Annotated in this window: 20 protein-coding genes; 18 read left to right on the top strand and 2 right to left on the bottom strand. The window is 38.8% G+C overall.

Annotated elements, in window-relative coordinates; all coding sequences use genetic code 11:
- The first annotated feature begins 48 nt into the window (after window positions 1-48).
- The 6 genes from dxs (at window position 49) to spo0A (ending at window position 7,698) form a co-directional block, all read left to right on the top strand.
- A complete protein-coding gene (dxs, locus tag CKK03_RS00385) occupies window positions 49-1,941 on the top strand; it encodes a 1-deoxy-D-xylulose-5-phosphate synthase (RefSeq protein WP_099360664.1) in 1,893 nt (630 codons plus the stop codon).
- 2 nt (window positions 1,942-1,943) lie between these two features.
- Complete coding sequence (locus CKK03_RS00380) at window positions 1,944-2,774, top strand: TlyA family RNA methyltransferase (RefSeq protein ID WP_099360663.1); 831 nt, start codon at window positions 1,944-1,946, stop codon at window positions 2,772-2,774.
- Between the two features lie 162 nt (window positions 2,775-2,936).
- Entirely contained in the window at window positions 2,937-3,386 is a 450-nt protein-coding gene (gene ahrC, locus CKK03_RS00375; protein WP_099351844.1) for a transcriptional regulator AhrC/ArgR, read from the top strand.
- A gap of 30 nt (window positions 3,387-3,416) precedes the next feature.
- On the top strand, window positions 3,417-5,126 hold the full coding sequence (recN, locus tag CKK03_RS00370; protein ID WP_099360662.1) for a DNA repair protein RecN: 1,710 nt from the start codon (window positions 3,417-3,419) through the stop codon (window positions 5,124-5,126).
- Between the two features lie 210 nt (window positions 5,127-5,336).
- Window positions 5,337-6,626 carry a SpoIVB peptidase gene (spoIVB, locus tag CKK03_RS00365; RefSeq protein ID WP_099360661.1) on the top strand — a complete coding sequence of 430 codons (1,290 nt, stop codon included), beginning with the start codon at window positions 5,337-5,339 and terminating at the stop codon, window positions 6,624-6,626.
- A gap of 283 nt (window positions 6,627-6,909) precedes the next feature.
- Complete coding sequence (gene spo0A / locus CKK03_RS00360; RefSeq protein WP_099360660.1) at window positions 6,910-7,698, top strand: sporulation transcription factor Spo0A; 789 nt, start codon at window positions 6,910-6,912, stop codon at window positions 7,696-7,698.
- Window positions 7,699-7,781: 83 nt separating this feature from the next.
- Here spo0A and CKK03_RS00355 read toward each other — a convergent pair whose 3' ends face one another.
- Window positions 7,782-7,928: a YycC family protein gene (locus tag CKK03_RS00355; protein WP_099360659.1), complete on the bottom strand. Its 147-nt coding sequence runs from the start codon at window positions 7,926-7,928 to the stop codon at window positions 7,782-7,784.
- 67 nt (window positions 7,929-7,995) lie between these two features.
- Between CKK03_RS00355 and CKK03_RS00350 the strand changes: the two genes are divergently transcribed.
- Window positions 7,996-8,724, top strand: coding sequence for a glycerophosphodiester phosphodiesterase (locus CKK03_RS00350; protein WP_099360689.1), 729 nt, complete (start codon window positions 7,996-7,998; stop codon window positions 8,722-8,724).
- Between the two features lie 31 nt (window positions 8,725-8,755).
- Here the strand turns inward: CKK03_RS00350 and CKK03_RS00345 are convergent, their stop codons facing one another.
- Window positions 8,756-9,019, bottom strand: a complete 264-nt coding sequence (locus CKK03_RS00345; RefSeq protein ID WP_099360658.1) for a DUF2627 domain-containing protein — start codon at window positions 9,017-9,019, stop codon at window positions 8,756-8,758.
- Window positions 9,020-9,194: 175 nt separating this feature from the next.
- On the opposite strand from CKK03_RS00345, the gene CKK03_RS00340 reads away from it, so the two are divergent.
- The 11 genes from CKK03_RS00340 to meaB all read left to right on the top strand — a co-directional run bounded on the left by CKK03_RS00340 (window position 9,195) and on the right by meaB (window position 24,491).
- Entirely contained in the window at window positions 9,195-10,916 is a 1,722-nt protein-coding gene (locus CKK03_RS00340) for a sigma-54 interaction domain-containing protein (protein ID WP_099360657.1), read from the top strand.
- Between the two features lie 158 nt (window positions 10,917-11,074).
- Window positions 11,075-11,980, top strand: a complete 906-nt coding sequence (yqiS, locus tag CKK03_RS00335; RefSeq protein ID WP_099360656.1) for a phosphate butyryltransferase — start codon at window positions 11,075-11,077, stop codon at window positions 11,978-11,980.
- A 28-nt stretch (window positions 11,981-12,008) separates the two neighbouring features.
- Complete coding sequence (gene bcd / locus CKK03_RS00330; RefSeq protein WP_281254455.1) at window positions 12,009-13,112, top strand: branched-chain amino acid dehydrogenase; 1,104 nt, start codon at window positions 12,009-12,011, stop codon at window positions 13,110-13,112.
- A gap of 101 nt (window positions 13,113-13,213) precedes the next feature.
- Window positions 13,214-14,338 (top strand): butyrate kinase, encoded by a 1,125-nt coding sequence (gene buk / locus CKK03_RS00325; protein ID WP_425432831.1) that lies wholly within the window; start codon window positions 13,214-13,216, stop codon window positions 14,336-14,338.
- Between the two features lie 22 nt (window positions 14,339-14,360).
- The gene (lpdA, locus tag CKK03_RS00320) at window positions 14,361-15,782 is read left to right on the top strand and encodes a dihydrolipoyl dehydrogenase (protein ID WP_099360653.1); all 1,422 of its coding nucleotides are present in this window, start codon (window positions 14,361-14,363) and stop codon (window positions 15,780-15,782) included.
- An 80-nt stretch (window positions 15,783-15,862) separates the two neighbouring features.
- Window positions 15,863-16,858: a thiamine pyrophosphate-dependent dehydrogenase E1 component subunit alpha gene (locus CKK03_RS00315; RefSeq protein WP_099360652.1), complete on the top strand. Its 996-nt coding sequence runs from the start codon at window positions 15,863-15,865 to the stop codon at window positions 16,856-16,858.
- Window positions 16,859-16,870: 12 nt separating this feature from the next.
- Window positions 16,871-17,854, top strand: a complete 984-nt coding sequence (locus CKK03_RS00310) for an alpha-ketoacid dehydrogenase subunit beta (RefSeq protein WP_099360651.1) — start codon at window positions 16,871-16,873, stop codon at window positions 17,852-17,854.
- Between the two features lie 53 nt (window positions 17,855-17,907).
- Window positions 17,908-19,191 carry a dihydrolipoamide acetyltransferase family protein gene (locus CKK03_RS00305; protein WP_099360650.1) on the top strand — a complete coding sequence of 428 codons (1,284 nt, stop codon included), beginning with the start codon at window positions 17,908-17,910 and terminating at the stop codon, window positions 19,189-19,191.
- Between the two features lie 108 nt (window positions 19,192-19,299).
- The gene (locus tag CKK03_RS00300; RefSeq protein ID WP_099360649.1) at window positions 19,300-21,207 is read left to right on the top strand and encodes a methylmalonyl-CoA mutase family protein; all 1,908 of its coding nucleotides are present in this window, start codon (window positions 19,300-19,302) and stop codon (window positions 21,205-21,207) included.
- Window positions 21,200-23,398, top strand: coding sequence for a methylmalonyl-CoA mutase (scpA, locus tag CKK03_RS00295; protein WP_099360648.1), 2,199 nt, complete (start codon window positions 21,200-21,202; stop codon window positions 23,396-23,398). Before CKK03_RS00300 ends, scpA begins: the two co-directional genes overlap by 8 nt.
- On the top strand, window positions 23,391-24,491 hold the full coding sequence (gene meaB, locus CKK03_RS00290; protein WP_099360647.1) for a methylmalonyl Co-A mutase-associated GTPase MeaB: 1,101 nt from the start codon (window positions 23,391-23,393) through the stop codon (window positions 24,489-24,491). Before scpA ends, meaB begins: the two co-directional genes overlap by 8 nt.
- The last annotated feature ends 143 nt before the right edge of the window (window positions 24,492-24,634 follow it).

Here is a 24,634-nt window from a genome sequence, read left to right as displayed (position 1 = left end):
TACATTCTTGAAAATGTATTACATAGTAAATGAAAGTGAGTGAATCCTTTGGATCTTCTAAGTATTAAAGACCCTAAGTTCCTAAAAAATATGTCTATAGATGAATTAAATAAACTTAGTCAGGATATCCGTCAATTTTTAATCGAAAAGCTTTCCAAGACAGGTGGACATATTGGACCTAATCTTGGGGTTGTTGAATTAACAATCGCTTTACATAAGGAATTTGATAGCCCAAAGGATAAATTCATTTGGGATGTTGGGCATCAGTCCTATGTACATAAAATTTTGACAGGTCGGGCTTGTGAATTTGATACATTGCGACAATATAAAGGGCTATGTGGGTTTCCGAAACGGATTGAAAGTGAGCATGACGTTTGGGAAACTGGACATAGCTCAACCAGTCTTTCTGCTGCTATGGGAATGGCTGCTGCACGAGATATTAAAGGAACTAAGGAATTTGTCGTTCCGATCATTGGTGATGGTGCTTTAACAGGTGGAATGGCATTAGAAGCATTAAATCATATCGGACATGAAAAGAAAGATATGATTGTCATATTAAACGATAATGAGATGTCGATTGCACCAAATGTTGGTGCACTTCATAATGTTCTTGCAAGGCTACGTACAGCGGGTAAATACAACTGGGTTAAAGATGAGCTTGAGTATTTACTCAAAAAGATTCCAGCTGTAGGTGGCAAGCTAGCTTCAACTGCTGAGCGTATCAAGGACAGCCTTAAATATTTGCTTGTGTCTGGAGTTTTCTTTGAGGAACTAGGATTCACATACCTAGGGCCAATTGATGGGCATAATTTTGAGGATTTATTTGAGACACTTGAATATGCAAAGAAAACAAAAGGGCCAGTGTTGGTTCATGTGATTACCAAAAAAGGGAAGGGTTACACGCCTGCGGAAACAGATAAGGTTGGTACATGGCATGGAACAGGTCCTTATAAAATTGAGACAGGGGATTTTGTTAAGCCTGTAAACCCACCTCCTGCATGGAGTGCTGTTATTAGTGAAACGGTCCGGAAGCTAGCGAAAAATGATAACCGAATTGTTGCAATAACACCTGCAATGCCAGTAGGTTCAAAACTTGAAAAGTTTGCAAAGGAATTCCCTGACAGAATGTTCGACGTGGGAATTGCAGAACAGCATGCAACTACGATGGCTGCAGGCCTGGCCACGCAAAATATGAAACCTTTCTTAGCGATTTATTCGACTTTCTTGCAAAGAGCTTATGATCAGGTTGTGCATGACATATGTCGCCAAAATCTAAATGTGTTCATTGGAATTGACCGCTCAGGTTTAGTAGGGGCAGATGGAGAAACACATCAAGGTGTGTTTGATATTCCTTTCTTAAGACATATCCCAAATATGGTCCTAATGATGCCGAAGGATGAAAATGAAGGTCAGCACATGGTGAATACTGCGCTTCAATATGATGATGGTCCGATCGCATTAAGGTATGCAAGAGGAAATGGACTTGGAGTCGAAATGGATGAAGAGCTTAAGGTTATTCCAATCGGTACATGGGAAATTATAAAACCTGGTACAGATGCTGTCATTCTAACCTTTGGTACTACGATTTCAATGGCCTTAGAAGCAGCAGAGCGACTTGAAAAAGAAGATATATCTGTAAGAGTGGTCAATGCCCGTTTTATCAAACCACTCGATAATGATATGATGCACCAAATCTTAGGGTCAAGCCTTCCAGTTTTAACAATTGAGGAGTCAGTATTAATGGGTGGATTTGGAAGTGCTGTTCTCGAATTTGCACAAGAACATGGATATCAACATGCATCAATCGACCGAATGGGCATTCCAGACCAATTTATTGAGCATGGAAATGTAAATGACCTGTTACATGAAATTGGCATGACAACTGAGAATGTGGTTGAGCGCATACACAATCTCGTACCTAAGAAACAGAAAAGAGTGTAGACATGGGTACAAAAAAAGAAAGACTCGATGTTTTGTTAGTTGAACGTGGCCTAATCGAAACACGAGAAAAAGCAAAACGATCAATTATGGCTGGTCTTGTTTATTCGAATGAAGAACGACTTGATAAGCCGGGAGAAAAAGTAGAAATTGATATACCACTAGTTGTGAAGGGGAATGTCATTCCTTATGTCAGTAGAGGTGGTTTAAAGCTTGAAAAAGCCATTAAAGATTTTGATTTAAACATCAAGGATAAAATTATGATTGATGTAGGCTCTTCAACTGGTGGTTTTACGGATTGTGCACTTCAAAATGGAGTCAAAAAATCATATGCCCTTGATGTTGGCTATAATCAGCTTGCGTGGAAACTCAGACAGGATGAACGTGTTGTCGTTATGGAACGAACTAATTTTCGTTATGTAACGCCAGCAGACCTACAAAGCGGTCTACCAGAGTTCGCGACAATCGATGTTTCTTTTATCTCTTTGCGTTTAATTCTGCCTGTTTTAAAAACGCTTCTTGTGCCGAACAGTGACGTTGTGGCGCTTGTAAAACCGCAATTTGAGGCAGGTAAAGAGCAGGTTGGTAAAAAAGGGATCGTACGTGAGCCGAAAACCCATGAGGCGGTCCTTACGCATATCATTGAGTTTTCCTTAAAGGAAGGGTATGACTGCATTAATTTGTCCTATTCGCCAATCACAGGTGGAGAAGGAAATATCGAATTTTTACTCCATTTGCGCTGGAATGGTCCTGCCGAAAAAGGTGAAAATAAATTACCTGTATCTGAGCAGGAAATCGTACAAAGTGCACATGCAAATTTAAAGAATGATAAATAATAGAGGGGATGGCCGTAGTGCTGTCCTCTTTCTTCGTGAAGAATGGATATTACCCTAGACATATTGAAAACCCGATAAATCATTAAAAAAAATGTACAATTCTGTCAGAATCGGCTAACATAGGAGGTAATAAAACAAAGTTTTGAGAGAGAGGATGTCACGATGAATAAGGGGCAAAGGCATATAAAAATTCGTGAAATCATCACGAGCAACGATATAGAAACACAAGATGAAATTGTCGATATTCTAAAAAGTGAGGGATATAACATCACACAAGCGACTGTATCCCGCGATATTAAAGAACTTCATTTGGTAAAGGTACCAATGATTGATGGTCGTTATAAATATAGTCTACCTGCTGATCAACGTTTTAATCCACTTCAAAAATTAAAACGTTCGTTAATGGATGCTTTTGTGAAAATCGATTCAGCGGGGCATATGCTTGTGATGAAAACTCTTCCAGGGAATGCAAATGCGATCGGTGCGTTAATCGACCATTTAGATTGGGAAGAAATTTTAGGTACAATTTGTGGCGATGACACCATCTTAATTATCTGTAAAACTCCAGAACAAACAGAAACAGTTTCAAATCGATTCCTAGACATGCTCTAAGGGAGAGAGTGGAATTAGGAGGTGTAGGAATTGTTAGCAGAATTATCAATAAAGAACTTTGCTATTATCGAGTCCCTTTCGGTTTCATTAGAAAAAGGATTGACAGTTCTAACGGGTGAAACAGGAGCGGGTAAGTCCATCATTATTGATGCTGTCCATTTATTGGTGGGAGGAAGAGGCTCTGTAGAATTTGTACGATATGGCGAAGACCGAGCAGAAATAGAGGGCTTATTTTTGATCGATAATAACAATCATCCTTGTTATTCGAAAGCTGAAGAGTTTGGAATTGAAATAAGCGAGGGAATGATTGTTTTACGAAGAGATATATCTAAATCGGGGAAAAGTGTCTGTAGAATTAACGGCAAACTCGTCACCATTTCGATTCTTCGTGAGTTTGGGAGAACGTTAATTGACATCCATGGTCAACATGAACACCAAGATTTAATGAATCAGGAACAACATATTCATATGCTTGATCAATACGGTGGAAAATTGCTTGAACAAGCATTAAAGGCCTATCAAGAGGTGTATAAGAGCTATTTACAGGTAAAACAACGGTTAAAAAGTTTTAATGAAAACGAACAAGAAATGGCCCATCGACTTGATTTAATTCAATTTCAATTAAATGAAATCGGCAATGCAAATTTGCAGCCGAATGAAGATGTGGAACTAACCGAGGAAAGAAGAAAGATTTCAAATTACGAAAAAATCTTCAAAGCCTTACAAAATAGTTATAATGCTCTACATGGTGACCAAAAAGGCCTTGACTGGGTGGGCTTAGCCATGAATCATGCAGAAGATATTATGGATATTGATAAAGAATTAAAAAATATCCATGAGACCATCTCCAATAGCTTCTATTTATTAGAGGAAATCTCCTATAAAATCAGAACTCAATTAGACGAATTAGAATATGATCCTGCAAGACTTGACTTTATTGAAGGTCGTTTAAATGAAATTGCTCAATTAAAGCGAAAATATGGACAAACTGTTGAGGAAATCCTCGAATATGCAGCAAAAATAGAGGATGAAGTCGATACGATTCAAAATCGTGAGCAACATATCGGTAAGATTAAGGAAGAGCTCGAGTCAGTACTAGAGGATGTGAAGCTTGAAGCCGATAATATCTCAAACCTTCGAAAAAAATTGGCAAAAGAACTAATTCATAAAATTACTCAGGAGTTAAAAGAGCTATATATGGAAAAAGCAAAATTTGATATCAACTTTTTTGAGAATTCGACTATTAAATTCACTCCAAATGGGAAAGATGATATTGAATTTTATATTTCGACAAATCCAGGTGAACCACTTAAACCTTTAGCGAAGATTGCCTCAGGTGGAGAGTTATCAAGGATTATGCTTGCCATTAAAGGAATCTTTTCGAAGCATCAAGGTGTTACATCCATTATTTTTGATGAGGTTGATACGGGGGTTAGTGGTCGTGTTGCACAAGCTATCGCTGAAAAAATCCATGGTATCTCAATTGGCTCCCAAGTCCTTTGTATATCCCATCTCCCTCAGGTTGCGGCAATGGCAGATACTCATTTGTTTATTTCCAAGGAGACCGTACAAGGTAGAACCATCACATCCGTAACATCATTGGATGAGGATGCTAAAGTTAAAGAAATAAGCCGAATGATCTCCGGGGTCGAAATAACGGATTTAACAAAGGAACATGCACAGGAATTATTGAATCTTGCGAAGGAAAGCAAACATGCAAGACAGATGGTAAAACATTAATGTCTTTGTGATATACAAAATGAGAAGCAATTTTTATTTGTAATGCTATCCAAATTGGGTAGCTTTTTTAATCTCATAGTGGTTATAAATGTGGCCTTGAAAGGCCAAATTATAGAATGTAGCCATAAAAACTTTTTAGTAAGTAAGTCACCACTTCTAGAAGTGGTTTGATTTATGGCGTGGGATAGGAGCGAGGAGAGTGAAAAATAAATGAAAATAGATAAAATTAGATATATAATCGGTACATTTCTCCTTGTTTCAATAATGGCTTTAGGGTTTTATAAGCCGGTAAAAGAATATTTAGAAATTCCATTACAACTTACTCTGTTTGAAGGCCAAGATTTTACAGTCCAATCGTCACTACCAGTAACAACAACTACTCAAGATGCCAATTTTGCCTTTTCATCAGCGGTGGAGAACAAACAAATCTCAGTTGCTGCAAATGAAAGCGGTGAAGGTGAGATGATGGTTGAATTAGCTGGTATTCCAGTAAAAAAGGTTAATGTAAATGTTTTATCTGATTTTAAGGTTATTCCTGGAGGACAGTCAATTGGTGTGAAACTAAATACACTAGGTGTTTTGGTTGTGGGACATCACCAAATCGAAACAGAAGATGGGAAAAAGTCCCCAGGTGAAATCGCTGGAGTAGAGGTTGGCGACATTATTAAAGAAATTAACGGTAAGAAAATCGAAAAGATGAGTGATGTTGGACCATTTGTTCAAGAATCGGGTAAGACAGGAGAACCGTTAAACCTGGTAATTGTTCGCGACAATGAAGATATAAAGGCAAAGCTCATGCCACTTAAGGATAAGAACGATCAAGCTTATCGAATCGGTCTTTATATACGGGATTCTGCTGCAGGTATAGGGACTATGACCTTCTACCATCCGGAAACGAAGAAGTACGGGGCATTAGGACATGTTATCTCAGATATGGATACTAAAGAGCCGATTGTCGTATCGGATGGCCAAATTGTTAGATCTACTGTTACCTCAATTGAAAAAGGAAGTAATGGTGATCCAGGTGAAAAGCTTGCACGTTTTTCAGCAGATAAAGAAATTATCGGGAACATTAAACGTAACAGTCCATTTGGCATTTTTGGTGAGTTAAATAAACAAGTGAATAACGGCATTATGGATAAGCCGTTGCCAATAGCACTTTCACACCAAGTAAAACCAGGACCTGCGAAAATTTTAACAGTTGTTGAAGATGATAAAGTTGAGGAATTTGATATTGAAATTGTGAGTGCAGTTCCTCAAAAAATTCCTGCAACAAAAGGAATGGTTGTTAAAATAACGGATAAACGCCTTTTAGAAAAAACAGGTGGTATCGTTCAAGGTATGAGCGGTAGTCCAATTATTCAAGATGGTAAACTTATTGGAGCCGTTACTCACGTATTTGTAAATGACCCAACAAGCGGATATGGTGTCCATATCGAGTGGATGCTAAGTGAGGCGGGAATTGATATTTATAAAAAAGAACAAAAAAAGGCGAGCTAATGCTTGCCTTTTTTTTGTTCAAATCTATAAAAGATATCGCCAAATGTTGATTGAGCTTATATAATAAAAGGGTCTAAAGATTTTTCGACAAAACCCAAATTTCATCAATAAATATTGGCGTTTTTAGTCGAATACTTCAGTATAATGGAGAATAATTTATTTTTCAATAAAATTTTCCTATTTTTTTAAAAAATTAAAGGAATTCTTATTGCATTGTCGAATTCTTTCTTTAGAATAAGAATATATACAAATTTTCTGGATTTAAGCTTGAGGAGGAAATAGAGTGAAAAAAATTAAAGTTTGTGTGGTTGATGATAATAGAGAACTGGTTAATTTACTTGATGAATATTTATCGAGCCAAGATGATATCGAAGTATTAGGTGTTGCGTATAACGGTCAAGATTGCCTAAACATGCTTCAAGATAAACAACCAGACGTTCTTGTTTTAGATATTATTATGCCTCATCTAGATGGCTTAGCAGTATTAGAGAGACTTCGTGAATTAAATCTTGAAAAACAGCCATATGTCATCATGTTAACAGCATTTGGTCAAGAGGATGTGACGAAAAAAGCTGTCGATTTAGGTGCTGCGTATTTTATTCTCAAGCCATTCGATATGGAAAATCTTGCAAGTCGAATTCGTCAAGTAAGCGGAAAGACTGCCCCGATTATTAAACGAAATTCGGGAAATAATGTTGTTCGTACAGAAAATGGTCCGAAAAATTTAGATGCGAGCATTACAAGTATTATTCACGAAATTGGGGTCCCTGCGCATATTAAAGGATATCTTTACCTAAGAGAAGCAATCTCAATGGTATACAATGATATTGAATTATTAGGATCAATTACAAAGGTACTTTATCCTGATATTGCAAAGAAATTCAATACAACTGCAAGCCGTGTTGAGCGGGCAATTCGTCATGCAATCGAAGTTGCATGGAGTCGAGGCAATATCGATTCTATCTCTAATCTTTTTGGTTATACAGTAAGTATGTCAAAAGCAAAGCCTACAAACTCAGAATTTATCGCAATGGTGGCAGATAAGCTCCGTCTTGAGCACAAAGCGTCTTGAGAGGGTAAGGAGTAACTACAATTGAACTTAATATTTGTTATATGATAGAAAAACACCGTTTCCAAGTGGGAACGGTGTTTTTCTTATTTGTCTTCTTTTTCGGCTTTCTCCAGCTCCATCTTCTTTTGTACAAGAATATGTTGAGGCATATGCATGATTTGCTCAATCGGGACATTTAGGGCTTTTGATAGGCGGATTGCTGTTTCAGCAGAAATTTGCAATGGTCTCATATATGGTTCTCCCTTTACTAAAATTACTCTATAATGGAAGTATACCAAAAAAAGGAGAATATCAATGATGAAAACGAAAATTTTTGGTCATAGAGGTTCTGCCGGAACACACCCGGAAAATACAATGATTTCGTTTAAAGAAGCGGACAGGGTTGGAGCAGATGGAATTGAGTTAGATATTCAAATGACAAAGGATGGAGTCATTGTGGTTATCCATGATGAAACCGTTAAACGTACTACGAATGGAAAAAATAAGGGCTGGGTTAAAGATTATACATTAAAACAAATCAAAAAAATGGATGTGAGCTACAAGTTTAAGGATAAGTATGGTTTTTGTGAAATTCCGACATTAGAAGAGGTATTTGATTGGGCAAAATCAAATCAGCTGCTAATAAATGTTGAATTTAAGACAGGGTTAGTGTCGTATAAGGACATAGAAGAGAAGACCTTGAAGATGATTAGTGACTATGGTCTGGAAAATCGGATTGTTATATCAAGTTTTAATCATTATAGCTTAGTTAAGTGCAGACGCATTTCAAGTACCATTGATCTCGCCATTTTGTATATGGAAGGTCTTTATGAGCCGTGGGATTATGCAAAGCGTCTTAAGACGAACGGAATTCATCCATATCACCAGACGATAAGTAAGGAAATAGTTGAAGAATCAAAGCTGAATGGGATTGCTGTACGTCCTTTTACAATAAATGATGAGAAAAAGATGAAACAATTTATTGAATTTGGTTGCTCTGCAATCATCACAGATTATCCGAAGAAAGCATTAGCTTTAACATTATAAACGTAAAAAAATCCTGCTTATATTAGCAGGATTATTTATTTTGCTCGCCAGCAGGTGAGCTTTCGTTTTGAAATTTTTCCTGAACTTTATTTCTTTTCCGGTCACGGTGTAAAATGAATCCGCCAATAAAAGAGAGACCTGCTAAAAAGAAAATAAGGCCAATAATAAATTGTAGCATTAAGGATGGAATAGGGCTGTGCAAGACGCCAAAAAACATATCCCTCATAAATTTAATTCCAACCCCTGCAATAATTCCTGGTATTAGTAGCACAATTAGAGCCAGTATCCGCTGCATATCAAAAATCCTTTCAATAAAAACGACCTATATATTAAATGTAAGTCATTAATAAAATTTGTCAAGATGGAGAATTCAGGTTATTATATAAGTGTGCACTTTCTTGCAAAAAGAAATAATGAAAGTGTGTAAAATATTGCACGGTTTAAATCTTTTTTAGGAGGTGGCTGTGGTTATGCAGAAAGTTATGGTCGATTTGATCTTAGATTCAACCCATGATGGAATGATTGTCATTAATATTGATAGCCAAGTCATTTTACTAAACAACAGTGCATCAAGGATGATTGGTGTCACGAAGGAAGAAGCAATTGGAAAACATATATATGAGTGTATTCCTGATAGCCGATTACCCGACATTCTTACGACAAGAGCCATTGAGGTCAACCAGGAATTCGTCCTGAAAAATGGACGTAAAATCATTACAACCCGAATTCCGATGGTCAATGAATCGGGGATGTTATTAGGTGCATTTGCTGTTTTTAAAGATATTACTGAAGTTGTAAATCTTGCTGAAGAAATTACAAATTTAAAAGAAATACAAACTTTGCTAGAAGCAATTATTCAATCCTCTGAAGAAGCCATTTCGGTTGTTGATGAGGATGGGCGAGGTATATTAATTAATCGTGCGTACACTCGGATCACCGGACTTGAAAAAGAACAAGTCATTGGGAAACCTGCAAATGCAGATATATCTGAAGGTGAAAGTATGCACATGCAAGTTTTGAAAACAAGAAGAGCTGTAAGAGGTGCTCGCATGAAGGTAGGACCTCACGAAAAAGATGTAATTGTTAACGTTGCACCGATCATTGTGGATGGAAAGCTTAAGGGTAGTGTTGGTGTCATTCATGATGTATCTGAAATAAGTCAATTAACATCTGAATTAAATCGAGCTAGACATATCATTCGGTCACTTGAAGCAAAATATACGTTTGACGATATCATCGGCTCATCAGAAGAAATGGAATTTGCTATAGAACAAGCAAAACTAGGTGCGAAAACCCCTGCTACGGTCTTACTTAGAGGCGAATCTGGAACAGGTAAGGAATTATTTGCACATGCGATACATAATGAAAGTAAACGAAAATTTAATAAGTTTGTCCGTGTGAATTGTGCTGCGATTTCAGAATCGCTGTTAGAAAGTGAGCTTTTTGGATATGAAGAAGGAGCGTTTTCAGGAGCAAAACGCGGTGGCAAACGAGGTATTTTTGAGGAAGCGAATAATGGCAGTATTTTCTTAGATGAAATCGGGGAAATGTCATTAAATACCCAGGCTAAATTACTACGGGTATTGCAGGAACGAGAAATCGTTCGGGTTGGTGGAACGAAACCAATTCCAATTGACGTAAGAATCATTGCAGCTACGAATGTGAATTTGGAAAAAGGAATTGGCAACGGAACATTTAGAGAAGATCTCTACTATCGTTTAAATAAAATTCCGATTTATATCCCTTCATTGCGAATGCGAAAACAAGATATTAAACCACTAGCAGAACATTTGCTGCATAAAATAAATCAGGATTATGGTCGGACAGTTGAAGGGCTAACTGAGGGCGCGATCAATTATTTGTATGAATATGACTGGCCAGGGAATGTTAGGGAGCTAGAGAATGTCCTAGGCAGAGCCGTAATCTTTATGAACTATCAGGAAAGACTAATTGATATAAAACATGTACAACCATTACACAGTTTGAGTGAGAAAGCCCCTGCTAAACAATTGTTAGCTGAGACTGAAATTAAGGATGTTCCATTAACGGAATTAGTAGAAAAATACGAAGCAGAAGTAATTGCTGAAGTATTAAGATTAAATGGTGGAAATAAAACAGCAGCTGCTAAATCATTAGGGATATCCCTAAGAAGTCTGTATTATAAGTTAGAAAAATATAATCTTGCAAATTAAAGCACGCAATAATTTGCAGAGTATGCAGGAATTTGCACGAAAAATTTCAGAGAAAGTTAACAATATAAAGCGCTTACAAAAATATATGTTGGCACGATAATTGCATAATAAAAAGGTGTAACAAAGGGAATTTTGATTGAAAAGAAGGTAACGTCTAAATGAAACTTACTGATCTTATTCGTATTGCAGCCAAACAATCACAAGTGACCGTTGCAGTTGCAGCTGCCGAGGATGAAGAAGTACTTGAAGCTGTAGTAGAAGCCGTAAAAAACAAGCTTTCCCGTTTTTTGTTGTTTGGTAATCAAGAAAAAATTGAACAAATCCTTTCTGAAAAAGGGGGATATGAAGCAGGACCAGAGGCACTTGTTGTAGTAAATGTCTCATCAAAAGAAGAGGCGGCAGTGACTGCGGTTAGAGCGGTTCATTCAGGTGAGGCAGATGTGCTAATGAAAGGAAATATTTCAACCTCGACTATTCTTAAGGCAGTTTTGAATAAAGAATATGGACTGCGGTCAGGAAATATCCTATCACACGTTGCTGTATTTGAAGTGCCAGATTACGACCGCCTTATCATCGTTACGGATGCGGCGATGAATATATCTCCGGAACTTCAGGAAAAGATACAGATTTTAACTAATGCCGTAAAAGTGGCAAATTCAATCGGTATCTCAGTACCAAAAGTTGCACCTATTGCTGCAGTTGAGGTGGTTAATCCTTCGATGCAGTCAACATTAGATGCAGCCGTTTTAACCCAAATGAATCATCGCGGACAAATTCCTAATTGTATTGTCGATGGTCCGTTAGCGCTCGATAACGCGATCTCAATTTCAGCAGCAGTGCATAAAGGAATCGCGAGTGAAGTGGCTGGACAGGCTGATATTTTGCTAGTTCCAACGATAGAAGTTGGGAATGCATTATATAAATCATTAGTCTATTTTGCGAAAGCAGAAGTTGGGGCTGTTATTGCGGGTGCCCGTGCACCAATTGTCTTAACTTCTAGAGCCGATTCTGCAAAAAGTAAATTATATTCATTGGCATTGGCGGTTTGCTCTGCCAGCAAGTAATCAACTTTTAGTCAATCTTGGGAGGAACATACAAATGGAAATCTTTTCTTATATGGAAAAATATGATTATGAGCAATTAGTATTTTGTCAGGACAAACAATCTGGACTAAAGGCAATTATCGCTATTCACGATACAACGTTGGGGCCAGCGCTTGGTGGTACTCGTATGTGGACATATGCTTCAGAGGAAGATGCAATTGAGGATGCGCTCAGATTAGCGAAGGGTATGACATATAAAAATGCCGCTGCTGGATTAAATTTAGGTGGAGGTAAAACAGTTATAATTGGTGACCCACGCAAGGATAAAAATGAAGAAATGTTCCGTGCATTTGGACGCTATATACAAGGGCTAAATGGCCGATATATTACCGCTGAAGATGTTGGTACTACTGTTGCAGATATGGACATTATCCACGAAGAAACCGATTTTGTAACAGGTATCTCACCAGCGTTTGGATCATCAGGAAACCCATCTCCGGTAACCGCATTTGGTGTATACCGCGGCATGAAGGCTGCTGCAAAAGAAGCATTTGGTTCGGATTCACTTGAAGGAAAGATAATAGCTGTTCAAGGTGTAGGAAATGTGGCGTACACACTTTGTAAATACCTTCATGAAGAAGGAGCAAATTTAATCGTAACAGATATAAATAAAGATGCAGTAGATCGTGCCGTAAGAGATTTTGGTGCCAAAGCAGTGGACCCTAACGAAATTTATGGGGTGGATTGCGATATTTATGCACCTTGTGCACTCGGCGCTACAGTAAATGATGAAACAATTCCACAAATAAAAGCAAAGGTTATTGCTGGGTCTGCAAACAATCAGTTAAAAGAACCTCGTCATGGTGACACGATTCATGAATTAGGAATCGTTTACGCTCCTGATTATGTTATTAATGCTGGTGGAGTTATTAATGTTGCAGATGAATTATATGGGTACAACCAAGACCGTGCTCTTAAAAAGGTAGAATCCATTTATGACACAATTGCCAAAGTAATTGAAATTGCAAAAAGAGACGGTATTCCAACCTACCAAGCGGCAGATCGATTGGCAGAGGAACGTATCGAAAGAATGAGAAACTCTAGAAGCCAGTTTTTACAAAACGGGCACCACATTTTAAGTCGCAGAAAGTAAAGGCTTGTAGTGGGGGAAGGCTTAAGCAAAGCTTTTCCTCCTTTTTACCTTCATAAGTTGCAAACATGAATGCAAAACAAACGGAGCACAGCTTTAAGCAGATGGAGGTTTCAATATTGCAGGACAAAGAATATCGAATTCTCGTTATCAATCCTGGGTCAACATCAACGAAAATTGGCGTATATGATAATGAACTTTCGGTTTTTGAGAAAACGATTAGACATGATGTGTCTGAATTAGACGCTTATGAAAATATCATCGATCAATATGAATTTCGAAAAACAACGATTCTCGAAACGTTAGATAATGAGGGTATAAATATTTCAAAATTAAATGCCGTCTGTGGAAGAGGTGGGTTGTTAAAACCCATTCAAGGTGGTACTTACAAGGTCAATGATGAAATGCTACATGATTTGCGTATTGGTTATGCGGGTCAGCATGCTTCAAACCTCGGGGGTATATTAGCATATGAAATTGCATCTGGCTTAAACATTCCTCCATATATTGTCGATCCAGTTGTTGTTGATGAACTTGAACCGATTGCTAGAATATCGGGCTTTGATTTGATTGAGAGAAGAAGCATTTTTCATGCTTTAAATCAAAAGGCAGTTGCACGAAGAATTGCAAAGGATCTCGGAAAAAAATATGAGGACTTAAATTTAATTGTCACTCATATGGGCGGAGGAATTACTGTCGGTGTCCATAAAAAAGGTAAAGTCGTGGACGTTAATAATGGGTTGCATGGTGATGGACCATTTAGCCCAGAACGTGCTGGGACAGTTCCTGCGGGGGATTTAATCGACCTCTGTTTTTCTGGTCAATATTTTCGAGAAGAAATCATGAAAAAGCTTGTAGGTCATGGTGGATTGGTAGGATATCTCGGTACAAATAATGCAATCGAAGTCGAAAAAATGATTAAACAAGGAGATGAAAAGGCGAAATTAGTCTACCAGGCAATGGCCTACCAAATCTCCAAAGAAATAGGAGCAGCTAGTGCAGCCTTATCTGGACGTGTTGATGCCATTATTCTAACTGGTGGCTTAGCCTACGGGAATGAGTTTATATCTGAAATTTCTAACCGAGTGAATTGGATTGCGGATGTCATCGTCCAGCCAGGAGAAAATGAACTAAGGGCACTGGCGGAGGGAGCATTACGTGTACTGCAAGGGGAAGAGAAGGAAAAAGATTATCCAGGAAAACCACTTCAAACCCCGGTATTAAAATAGGTGCTTAAGAAGGTGAGTAATAATGTCAAAAGAATATGATTTAGTAATTTTAGGAGGCGGGACCGGTGGTTATGTAGCTGCCATTCGTGCCTCACAACTGGGACTGAAAGTGGCAGTAGTAGAAAAAGGTAAGCTTGGAGGAACCTGTTTACATGCAGGATGCATCCCAAGTAAAGCTCTACTTAGAAGTGCTGAAGTGTATGCAACAACGAAAAGAAGTGAAGAATTTGGGGTTATCACAAAAGATGTTTCACTTGATTTTTCAAAAGTACAGGAACGAAAAGATAAAATCACAGAGCAACTTTATAAAGGTGTTCAACATTTAATGAAACAAGGGAAAATCGATGTCGTTGACGGATTTGGACGCATCTTAGGCCCATCTATATTTTCACCAATGCCTGGAACAATTTCAGTCGAAATGAATAATGGCGAAGAAAATGAAATGTTGATTCCTAAAAATGTAATTATTGCAACAGGGTCTAGACCGCGTTCGTTACCTGGACTTGAAATTGATGGGGAATACGTTTTAACTTCTGATGAAGCTCTTCAAATGGAGAGTCTGCCAAGATCAATAGTCATTGTTGGCGGAGGTGTAATAGGAATTGAATGGGCGTCAATGCTGCACGATTTCGGTGTTGAAGTTACAGTCCTTGAGTATGCGAATCGAATTCTTCCAACCGAGGATCATGAAGTTTCAAAGGAAATGCAGCGATTGCTTAAGAAAAAAGGCGTAAAAATTGTTACAGGTGCAAAAGTATTGCCAGAGACCCTTGAAAAAGGAGAAGGAATTACAATTCAAGCTGAGCAAAAAGGGGAAATAAAAACTTTTTCAGCAGAAAAGGTTCTTGTATCTGTCGGTCGACAAGCAAATGTAGAAAATATTGGCCTTGAAAATACGGAGATTGTTGTAGAAAAAGGGTATATCAAAACAAATGAATTTTTCCAAACGAAAGAGTCTCATATTTACGCAATTGGAGACGTAATTGGAGGCCTTCAACTTGCACATGTTGCATCCCATGAGGGAATAGTAGCGGTTGAGCATATTGCTGGTGAGAATCCGATGCCGATTGACTATTCACTTGTATCTAAATGTGTATACAGTAATCCTGAAGTAGCGAGTGTTGGTTTTACAGAAGAGGAAGCGAAAGATAAAGGCTACACAGTGAAAGTCGGGAAGTTTTCATTTAGAGCAATTGGGAAAGCCCTTGTTTTTGGTGAATCTGATGGATTTGTAAAACTTGTTGTTGATGAAGCTACAGACGATTTACTAGGTGTTCATATGATCGGGCCACATGTAACGGATATGATTTCAGAGGCTGGATTAGCAAGAGTCCTAGATGCAACTCCATGGGAGGTTGCACACACCATACACCCTCATCCAACCTTGTCTGAAGCGATTGGGGAAGCTGCTTTAGCTGTTGATGGTAAAGCCATACACGCATAATTTGGTTCGGATTTTAATATTTTTTAATTAGCGGGCTTGTCCAACCTGCGAAAATTATGATTTTTTAAGGAGGTCTTTTCATGTCCGAAAATCGTCATCAAGCATTGGGGTTAAGTGATGATGCAGTTCTTGAAATGTATGAAACGATGCTTTTAGCAAGAAAAATAGATGAGAGAATGTGGTTATTAAACCGTGCAGGTAAAATTCCATTTGTCATTTCCTGTCAAGGTCAAGAAGCAGCACAAGTAGGTGCGGCATTTGCCCTAGAACGCGAAAAAGATTATGTATTGCCATATTACCGGGATATGGGAGTGGTACTTACATTTGGAATGACGGCAAAGGAATTGATGTTGTCTGCATTTGCAAAGGCTGAAGACCCAAATTCAGGTGGACGTCAAATGCCTGGTCATTTTGGTCAAAAGAAAAACCGTATTGTAACGGGTTCGTCTCCAGTTACTACACAGGTTCCTCACGCAGTTGGTGTAGCCTTAGGGGGAAGGATGGAAGGAAAAGATTTAGTTACTTTTGTTACATTCGGTGAAGGTTCATCTAACCAAGGCGACTTTCATGAAGGTGCGAATTTCGCAGCCGTCCACAAACTACCCGTTATCTTCATGTGTGAAAATAATAAATACGCCATTTCTGTTCCGTATGAAAAACAGGTAGCCTGTGAAAAGATTTCCGATCGTGCCATTGGATATGGTATGCCCGGTGTAACTGTTGATGGAAATGATCCTCTTGAAGTATATAAAGCAGTGAAAGAAGCAGCAGACAGAGGCCGTAAGGGGGAAGGACCAACCTTAGTTGAGACTATTTCGTATCGTCTGACTGCACACTCATCTGATGATGATGATCGTGCATATCGTGAGCAGGAAGAAGTGGCAGAAGCAAAGAAAAATGATCCAATCCTCTCTTTTGCAGCTTATTTAAAGGAAGTAGGAGTACTAGATAAGGCAAAAGAACAGGAAATCATAGACCGTATTGCGAAGCTTGTTAACGAAGCAACAGACTATGCAGAAAATGCTCCATACGCGGAGCCAGAGCATGCTCTAAAATATGTTTACGCTGAACAGTAAGGGGGAAAAAGAATGGCTGTAATTTCATATATTGATGCCGTGACGATGGCAATTCGTGAAGAAATGGAACGTGATCCTAAAGTTTTTATATTGGGAGAGGATGTTGGAAAAAAAGGTGGAGTGTTTAAGGCGACAAGTGGGCTATATGAAAAATTTGGGGAGCAACGTGTAATTGACACCCCTCTAGCTGAGTCAGCCATTGCAGGAGTTGGAATTGGTGCAGCAATGTATGGAATGAGACCTATTGCTGAAATGCAATTTGCAGATTTTATAATGCCTGCAGTCAACCAAATTATTTCTGAAGCCGCTAAAATACGATATCGTTCGAACAATGATTGGAGTTGTCCAATTACTATTCGTGCTCCATATGGTGGGGGAGTCCATGGTGCACTTTATCATTCACAATCAGTTGAAGCGGTTTTTGCAAACCAACCGGGCTTGAAAATTGTAATGCCATCTACTCCTTATGATGTAAAAGGCTTGTTAAAGGCTGCTATTCGTGATGAAGACCCAGTTTTATTCTTCGAACATAAACGTGCTTATCGCTTAATTAAAGGCGAGGTACCAGATGATGACTATGTATTGCCAATTGGTAAGGCAGATGTGAAGCGTGAGGGTGACGATATTACGGTAATTACGTATGGATTGTGTGTGCATTTTGCTTTGCAGGCTGCTGAGCGTCTTGCAAAGGATGGAATTCAAGCGCATATTCTTGATTTGCGTACCGTATATCCGCTTGATAAAGAAGCAATTATTGAAGCAGCTTCAAAGACGGGCAAAGTCTTACTGTTAACAGAAGACAATAAAGAAGGAAGTATTATAAGTGAAGTTTCTGCAATCATTGCTGAGAATTGTTTATTTGAATTAGATGCACCAATCAAGCGACTTGCCGGTCCAGAAGTACCTGCTATGCCATACGCACCAACAATGGAAAAATACTTCATGGTGAACCCAGACAAAGTCGAAAAAGCAATGAGAGAGCTTGCTGAATACTAAATTTATTTTATTTGCGCAGAATGTAATTCTGCTTAAATGAGGAGGTTTCATGATTGGCGACTGAAAAAATAACAATGCCCCAACTCGGTGAGAGTGTTACAGAGGGCACCATTAGTAAATGGCTTGTCGCAGTTGGAGATACAGTAAACAAATATGATCCATTAGCTGAGGTAATGACAGATAAAGTGAATGCAGAGGTACCTTCCTCGTTTTCAGGAACGATAAAAGAGCTTATTGCAGAAGAAGGAGAAACTCTAGCAGTAGGTGAAGTAATCTGTGTGATTGAAACGGCAGGAAGTGAAACTGATCAGAAGTCAACCCCAAGCACTGATAAGGAGGTCACTTCTGAAAAAGCTACAAATGTAGTGGCAGAGCAAAGTGATACTTCTCAAAAATTACGCTATTCACCGGCCGTTCTAAAGCTTTCACAGGAACATAATATCGATCTAACTCAGGTAAAAGGAACTGGAGCAAGCGGTAGAATAACACGTAAGGATCTCCAAAAGTTGATTGAGTCTGGTCAGATACCTACAGCAGGTCAGCAAGTAGAAACAGTAGAGTCTAAACCTACTAGTCAACCTGTTGCTAGTCCACAAACTAGTAGGCCTGCCTCACCATCTAATGTACCTGTTGCAGTTGGTGATGTTGAAATACCAGTAACAGGGGTGCGTAAAGCGATTGCGGCAAATATGTTACGTAGTAAGCATGAAGCTCCACATGCATGGACCATGATTGAAGTGGATGCTACCAATATGGTCGCATACAGAAATTCTATTAAAAATGATTTTAAACAAAAAGAAGGGTTTAACCTTACATTCTTTGCGTTTTTCGTAAAAGCAGTAGCTCAAGCGCTCAAGGAATTTCCACAAATAAATTCAATGTGGGCAGGAGATAAAATTATTCAGAAAAAGGATATTAATATTTCAATTGCCGTTGCCACAGAAGATGCTCTATTTGTTCCAGTTATTAAGAATGCGGACGAAAAATCAATAAAAGGGATTGCAAGGGAAATTACTGAACTTGCAACAAAGGTTCGAGCTGGGAAGCTTTCTGCTGACGATATGCAGGGCGGTACCTTCACAGTGAATAATACAGGTTCATTTGGTTCAATCCAGTCAATGGGGATTATCAATTATCCACAAGCAGCCATTTTGCAGGTTGAATCAATCGTACAACGACCAGTAATCATTAATGGAATGATTGCCGTTCGTGATATGGTGAATCTCTGTATGTCTCTTGACCACCGTGTGTTAGACGGACTTATTGCAGGACGATTCTTAGCACGAGTCAAGGAAATCATTGAAACTACCACAAAAGAAAATACATCTATTTACTAAAGACATTGCCTAGGCAGTGTCTTTTAACTTTTATCTATTCATTGCGACATCCCATTTTATATACTAAAATTATAGTTGAAAACGATTACGAAGGTAGGGGGAATCCTTGTGACAAATAAATCGAAAAAATACCAAGATATTACCTTCCCATCCATAGATTATGAGACATGGAAACAGGAAGCAGAAAAATCATTAAAAGGAAAGCCTCTTGAAAAATTACATAAAAAAACATATGAAAAAATTACACTAAAACCTATTTATACAAAGGAAGACATTCAGCATATACCGTTTCTAAAAGATATGCCTGGAGAAGGCTCAACAGTGCGTGGTTCAAAACCTACTGGATACGTGAACAACCCATGGCATGTGAGTCAGGAAATAGACATACAAACGCCTATAGAATTCAACAACGCGTTAAAGGAAGCACTTCTACATGGGCAAACGATGATCCATTTTACATTGCGAACGGAAAATAACCCGAGAGAGGGACTGGCCTTACATAACGAAAACGATATGCATGAAGCCTTTGATGGCATCTCATTGTCAAATACACCAGTCTTAATTGATGTACAAACGGAATTGTTGCCTTTTTTATCACTGATTGAATCTTATGCAAAAGAAGATTCTCTCACAGGAACGATCGGGATGGACCCACTCGCGATACTAGCCGAAAATGGACAGCTACCTTCAAAACTTGAAGTTGCCTATGAACAATTATCAGAGTCTATAAAGTGGGCAACAGAGAAACAACCCAATTTGAGAACGATTCTTGTCAAAGGGTCACCTTATCATAACGGTGGCGCAAATGCGGTACAAGAACTTGCTTATACAATCGGTACTGGGATTGAATATATATGCGAATTACTCGATAGAAAGCATTCAATTGATGAAATAGCACAACGTATGACGTTTACTTTTTCAATTGGTTCAAATGTATTTATGGAAATTGCGAAAATAAGAGCTGCAAGGATGATTTGGTCGACAGTTATTGAAGCTTACGGAGGAAATGAAGATTCCTCAAAAATGCATATCCATGCAAGAACCTCAGCATTTACAAAAACAATTCACGACCCATATGTGAATATGCTACGTTCTACTACCGAAGCTTTTTCTGCAATTGTTGGTGGAATCGATAGCCTACACGTTTCTGCATTTGATGAACCTATCAAGAGTTCGGACTCTTTTTCGAGAAGAATTGCAAGAAACACACAAGCGATTCTTCACGAGGAATCCTTTTTAAATAGGGTGATTGACCCTGCAGGCGGCTCTTGGTATGTCGAAGCCTTGACAAACGAACTGGCAGAGAGCGCATGGGGGCTATTAAATGAAATTGAGTCTCAGGGTGGAATGCTGGAAGCTTTAAAATCAGGAAGAGTTCAAGAAAGTATTTCAACTGTTCTATCGGAAAGACAAAAAAATGTAAACCTCCGAAGAGATAAAATTGTCGGCACGAATATGTATGCTAATATTCAAGAAACATCGATTGGTGAAATAGACCAAAAAGACAAAAAGCAAAGCTCAGAGTCTTCCTTTTTAATCAATCCAATTCCATCAGTAAGAATTTCGGAAAGCTTTGAACTACTGAGAAAAGCTTCAGAGGATTATCTTCGGGCTACTGGTGAACGTCCTAGAGTTGGTATAGTAAATTTAGGTCCAATCCCTGAACATAAACCAAGAGCAGACTTCATTACTGGGTTCTTTGAGGCAGGAGGTTTCCAAGTTTTGAAAAATGATGGGTATCTGAAAGTTGAAGAAGCTATTGCAGGTGCAAAGGCTATGAATCTTAAAACTTTTGTATTCTGTGGGAAGGACGAATCATACAAAGAAATGGCTCTAAGAATATGTGGTGAACTAAAAGAATTCAACCAAGACTTGCGCTTCTTTTTAGCTGGAAAACCGGATGATGAGGCACATTTTCTAAATGGGGGAATCAGTGATTTTATCCATATTGGCACAAATTGTTTTGCGTTTTTACATCAATTACAACAAGAGATGGGGGTGAAGCAACATGGCTAAAAGACTTGATCTTTCCAAAATAAAGTTAAAGAAGTCGGATATACCATCTACTCCTGAACAATGGACTGAAAAAATAGAAAAAGAAATCAAACAATCTATTGAGGATCTACTATTTGAGACAAACGAACAAATTGCGGTAAAACCTTTATATACAGAAAAAGATTTGGAGGGGCTAACTCATCTTGATTATATGCCTGGTATTCCGCCATTCTTACGTGGGCCATACCCAACGATGTATGTCAATCGCCCATGGACAGTTCGTCAGTACGCTGGGTTTTCCACTGCAGAGGAAAGTAATGCTTTTTACCGCCGAAATCTTGCAATGGGGCAAAAAGGCCTTTCTGTTGCATTTGACTTAGCTACCCATCGTGGCTATGATTCGGACCACCCTCGTGTTGTTGGCGATGTTGGTAAAGCTGGAGTAGCGATTGACTCGATTCTTGATATGAAAACATTATTTGATGGAATTCCACTTGATCAAATGAGTGTTTCGATGACGATGAATGGTGCGGTGCTTCCAATCATGGCTTTCTATATCGTTACTGCAGAAGAGCAGGGGGTTCCTCCTGAAAAATTATCGGGAACGATTCAGAATGATATATTAAAAGAATATATGGTTCGAAACACGTATATTTACCCACCAGAAACTTCGATGAGAATTATATCTGATATTTTTGAGTACACGTCTAACAAGATGCCGAAGTTCAATAGCATTAGTATTTCTGGATATCATATGCAAGAAGCAGGTGCACCAGCAGACCTTGAGTTAGCATATACCCTTGCAGATGGGTTGGAATATGTACGAACAGGAATTAAAAAGGGGATAGACATTGATTCCTTTGCACCTCGCTTATCTTTTTTCTGGGCAATCGGCATGAATTATTTTATGGAAGTTGCAAAGATGAGAGCAGCTCGACTCATTTGGGCGCAAATGATGAAGGCCTTCAATCCGAAAAATCCAAAATCCCTTGCTTTAAGAACACATTCACAAACTTCAGGATGGAGCTTAACCGAGCAAGACCCTTACAATAATGTCACAAGAACATGTATTGAAGCATTGGCTGCCGTCTCTGGTCATACCCAATCCCTGCATACAAACGCACTGGATGAGGCGATCGCACTACCAACTGATTTTTCTGCCCGTATCGCTCGAAACACGCAATTATATTTACAAGATGAAACGGGGATTTGTAATGTAATCGATCCGTGGGGTGGCTCCTATTATGTAGAATCTTTAACCAAGGAACTTATGGACAGAGCGTGGAAGCATATTGAGGAGATTGAAGAGCTTGGTGGAATGACCAAAGCGATTGAAACAGGTCTACCAAAAATGAGAATTGAGGAGGCTTCCGCTAGACGCCAGGCAAGAATTGATTCTGGCAAAGAGACCATTATTGGTGTGAATAAATATCGATTACAAAAAGAGGACCCCATTGATATTTTAGATATTGATAATACGGCAGTTCGCTTGAAACAAATTGAGAGACTAAATGATTTAAAAGCTTCTCGTGATGACAAAAAAGTCGATGAGGCATTAGCTGCTATTACAAACGCAGTTGCAACAGGAGAAGGGAATTTGTTGGAGTTAGCGGTGAATGCGGCTAGAGTTCGTGCGACTTTAGGAGAAATTTCAAATGCAGTTGAAATAGCATCGCAAAGACATAAAGCCGTTATTCGTTCAATTAGTGGAATCTATAGCTCTGAATATTCAAATGAGGAAGAAATTATGAACGTAAAGAATATGACGGATGAGTTTTTGGAGAACGAAGGAAGACGTCCGAGAATCCTGATTGCAAAAATGGGTCAGGATGGACATGACCGGGGAGCAAAGGTAATTGCTACTGCCTTCGCGGACCTTGGTTTTGATGTGGATATCGGCCCTTTATTCCAGACACCTGCAGAAACAGCCCTACAAGCAGTGGAGAATGATGTACATGTAATTGGAATGAGCTCTCTTGCTGCGGGCCACAAAACATTGCTCCCACAGCTTATAGAAGAGCTTAGAAAACTAGGACGAGAGGATATTATTGTGATTGTTGGCGGTGTCATCCCTGCACAGGATTATGAGTACTTGAAAGAACAAGGGGCAGCTGCCATTTTTGGACCTGGTACAGTTATACCAGTCGCCGCCCAAACAGTCATCGAGGAAATTTATCATCGTTTAGGGTATGAGGAAGAGAGCAATGAATGACAAGAAAAATCGTCCGGATTGGGTGCCAGAAAACGCCTCTGATAGTTTTACAACCGAAATCGTGAAGGGAAAAGAACAAAATAGCCCTTCTGAAAGACGTAAATTTGTGAAAAAGAAAGAGCGTTCAATAGAAGAGATTGTGCATGGAATTCGAAACGGTAATCGCGCCATTCTTGCACAAGCGATTACACTTGTTGAAAGTAATGCAAAACGTCATCAAGACCAGGCTCAGGATGTTATTAATGAAATTCTACCCCATACAGGTAACTCCGTCAGGATTGGTATAACAGGAGTACCTGGAGCGGGGAAAAGTACATTCATTGAAAGCTTCGGTTCGTATTTATGTGAGCAGGGGCTTCGTGTAGCTGTTTTAGCTGTTGATCCAAGTAGCAGTATTACAGGTGGTAGTATTCTTGGGGATAAGACACGAATGGAGACACTTGCCCGAAATAAGAATGCATTTATTCGACCATCACCTTCAGGCGGGACCTTTGGTGGGGTTAATCGAAAAACAAGAGAAACAATTTTACTTTGCGAAGCAGCGGGTTTTGATGTGATTTTAGTAGAGACAATTGGTGTAGGTCAAAGTGAAGTTGTAGTAAGAAGTATGGTCGATTTTTTCCTTCTACTTGTTTTGACAGGTGCAGGAGATGAATTGCAAGGTATGAAAAAAGGGGTTATGGAGCTAGCTGATGCATTATTGATAAATAAAGCCGATGGTGACAATAGACAGAAGGCAAAGGTAGCACGCGGAGAGTACAATCGGATTCTCCACTATCTACAGCCAAGCACCAAGGGCTGGTCATCAAAGGCGTATACAGCTTCAGCACTTTATCATGAAGGTATGGAAGAAATGTGGAAAATTATCCAACGGTTTGTTGAGACAACGAAGGAATCCGGTGTTTTTACAGAACGGAGGAACTCACAAACGAAGCATTGGATAAATGCAATGATAAAAGATTATCTTGAAGCAAGCTTCTTTAATCATCCGTCGATCAAAACACAACTACCCATTTTAGAAAATATGGTTGTCCAGGGGGACTTAAATGTAACCTCGGCTGTGAAGGAATTAATTCAGCTATATGAAGTATAAAAAAAGAAGGAGAGCAAAATATTGCTTTCCTTCCATCTAGGGAGTTTAGGGGTATGATCTAGATGTATTTATAGAATACCCGAATAATGTAATTTTAAACATTCTATTGGTAATTTAATCAAAGCATTATCGTTTGTAAAAAC

The sequence above is a fragment of the Fredinandcohnia onubensis genome (genome assembly GCF_002734215.1).
Classification (GTDB): domain Bacteria; phylum Bacillota; class Bacilli; order Bacillales; family Bacillaceae_L; genus Ferdinandcohnia; species Ferdinandcohnia onubensis.
This window is presented reverse-complemented; position numbering and strand designations above follow the sequence as displayed.

What these genes read in the sequence shown, in the direction of transcription:
- CKK03_RS00380 (WP_099360663.1), top strand. Translation starts at nt 1,944, where the DNA reads ATGGGTACAAAAAAAGAAAGACTCGATGTTTTGTTAGTTGAACGTGGC.
- ahrC (WP_099351844.1), top strand. Translation starts at nt 2,937, where the DNA reads ATGAATAAGGGGCAAAGGCATATAAAAATTCGTGAAATCATCACGAGC.
- spoIVB (WP_099360661.1), top strand. Translation starts at nt 5,337, where the DNA reads ATGAAAATAGATAAAATTAGATATATAATCGGTACATTTCTCCTTGTT.
- CKK03_RS00355 (WP_099360659.1), bottom strand. Translation starts at nt 7,928, where the DNA reads ATGAGACCATTGCAAATTTCTGCTGAAACAGCAATCCGCCTATCAAAA.
- CKK03_RS00350 (WP_099360689.1), top strand. Translation starts at nt 7,996, where the DNA reads ATGAAAACGAAAATTTTTGGTCATAGAGGTTCTGCCGGAACACACCCG.
- CKK03_RS00345 (WP_099360658.1), bottom strand. Translation starts at nt 9,019, where the DNA reads ATGCAGCGGATACTGGCTCTAATTGTGCTACTAATACCAGGAATTATT.
- CKK03_RS00340 (WP_099360657.1), top strand. Translation starts at nt 9,195, where the DNA reads ATGCAGAAAGTTATGGTCGATTTGATCTTAGATTCAACCCATGATGGA.
- yqiS (WP_099360656.1), top strand. Translation starts at nt 11,075, where the DNA reads ATGAAACTTACTGATCTTATTCGTATTGCAGCCAAACAATCACAAGTG.
- buk (WP_425432831.1), top strand. Translation starts at nt 13,214, where the DNA reads ATGGAGGTTTCAATATTGCAGGACAAAGAATATCGAATTCTCGTTATC.
- lpdA (WP_099360653.1), top strand. Translation starts at nt 14,361, where the DNA reads ATGTCAAAAGAATATGATTTAGTAATTTTAGGAGGCGGGACCGGTGGT.
- CKK03_RS00315 (WP_099360652.1), top strand. Translation starts at nt 15,863, where the DNA reads ATGTCCGAAAATCGTCATCAAGCATTGGGGTTAAGTGATGATGCAGTT.
- CKK03_RS00310 (WP_099360651.1), top strand. Translation starts at nt 16,871, where the DNA reads ATGGCTGTAATTTCATATATTGATGCCGTGACGATGGCAATTCGTGAA.
- scpA (WP_099360648.1), top strand. Translation starts at nt 21,200, where the DNA reads ATGGCTAAAAGACTTGATCTTTCCAAAATAAAGTTAAAGAAGTCGGAT.
- meaB (WP_099360647.1), top strand. Translation starts at nt 23,391, where the DNA reads ATGAATGACAAGAAAAATCGTCCGGATTGGGTGCCAGAAAACGCCTCT.